Consider the following 284-nt stretch of genomic DNA (forward strand, 5'->3'; position numbering starts at 1 on the left):
CGGCTGAAGGGAACGGTCTTGAAAACCGTCAGGCGTGTAAAAGCGTGCGTGGGTTCGAATCCCACATCCTCCTTAGTAGGAATAGCGCGGGATGGAGCAGCTAGGTAGCTCGTCGGGCTCATAACCCGAAGGTCGTAGGTTCAAATCCTGCTCCCGCAATAGGTAGGCTCGGTAGCTCAGTTGGTAGAGCAATGGATTGAAGCTCCATGTGTCGGCGGTTCGATTCCGTCTCGCGCCATTATTTGATTGATTAAGCGGGTGTAGTTTAGTGGTAAAACTACAGC

2 tRNA genes are annotated in these 284 nt (G+C 52.5%); both read left to right on the forward strand.

Features of this window, described 5'->3' with window-relative positions:
* Nucleotides 1-85 precede the first annotated feature (85 nt).
* Nucleotides 86-159: transfer RNA gene (locus HMPREF2984_RS09245), tRNA-Met, on the forward strand.
* A gap of 6 nt (nt 160-165) precedes the next feature.
* Nucleotides 166-238, forward strand: a tRNA-Phe gene (locus tag HMPREF2984_RS09250).
* Nucleotides 239-284 lie beyond the last annotated feature (46 nt).

This window comes from Streptococcus sp. HMSC066E07 (assembly GCF_001814695.1).
Lineage (GTDB): Bacteria > Bacillota > Bacilli > Lactobacillales > Streptococcaceae > Streptococcus > Streptococcus hominis.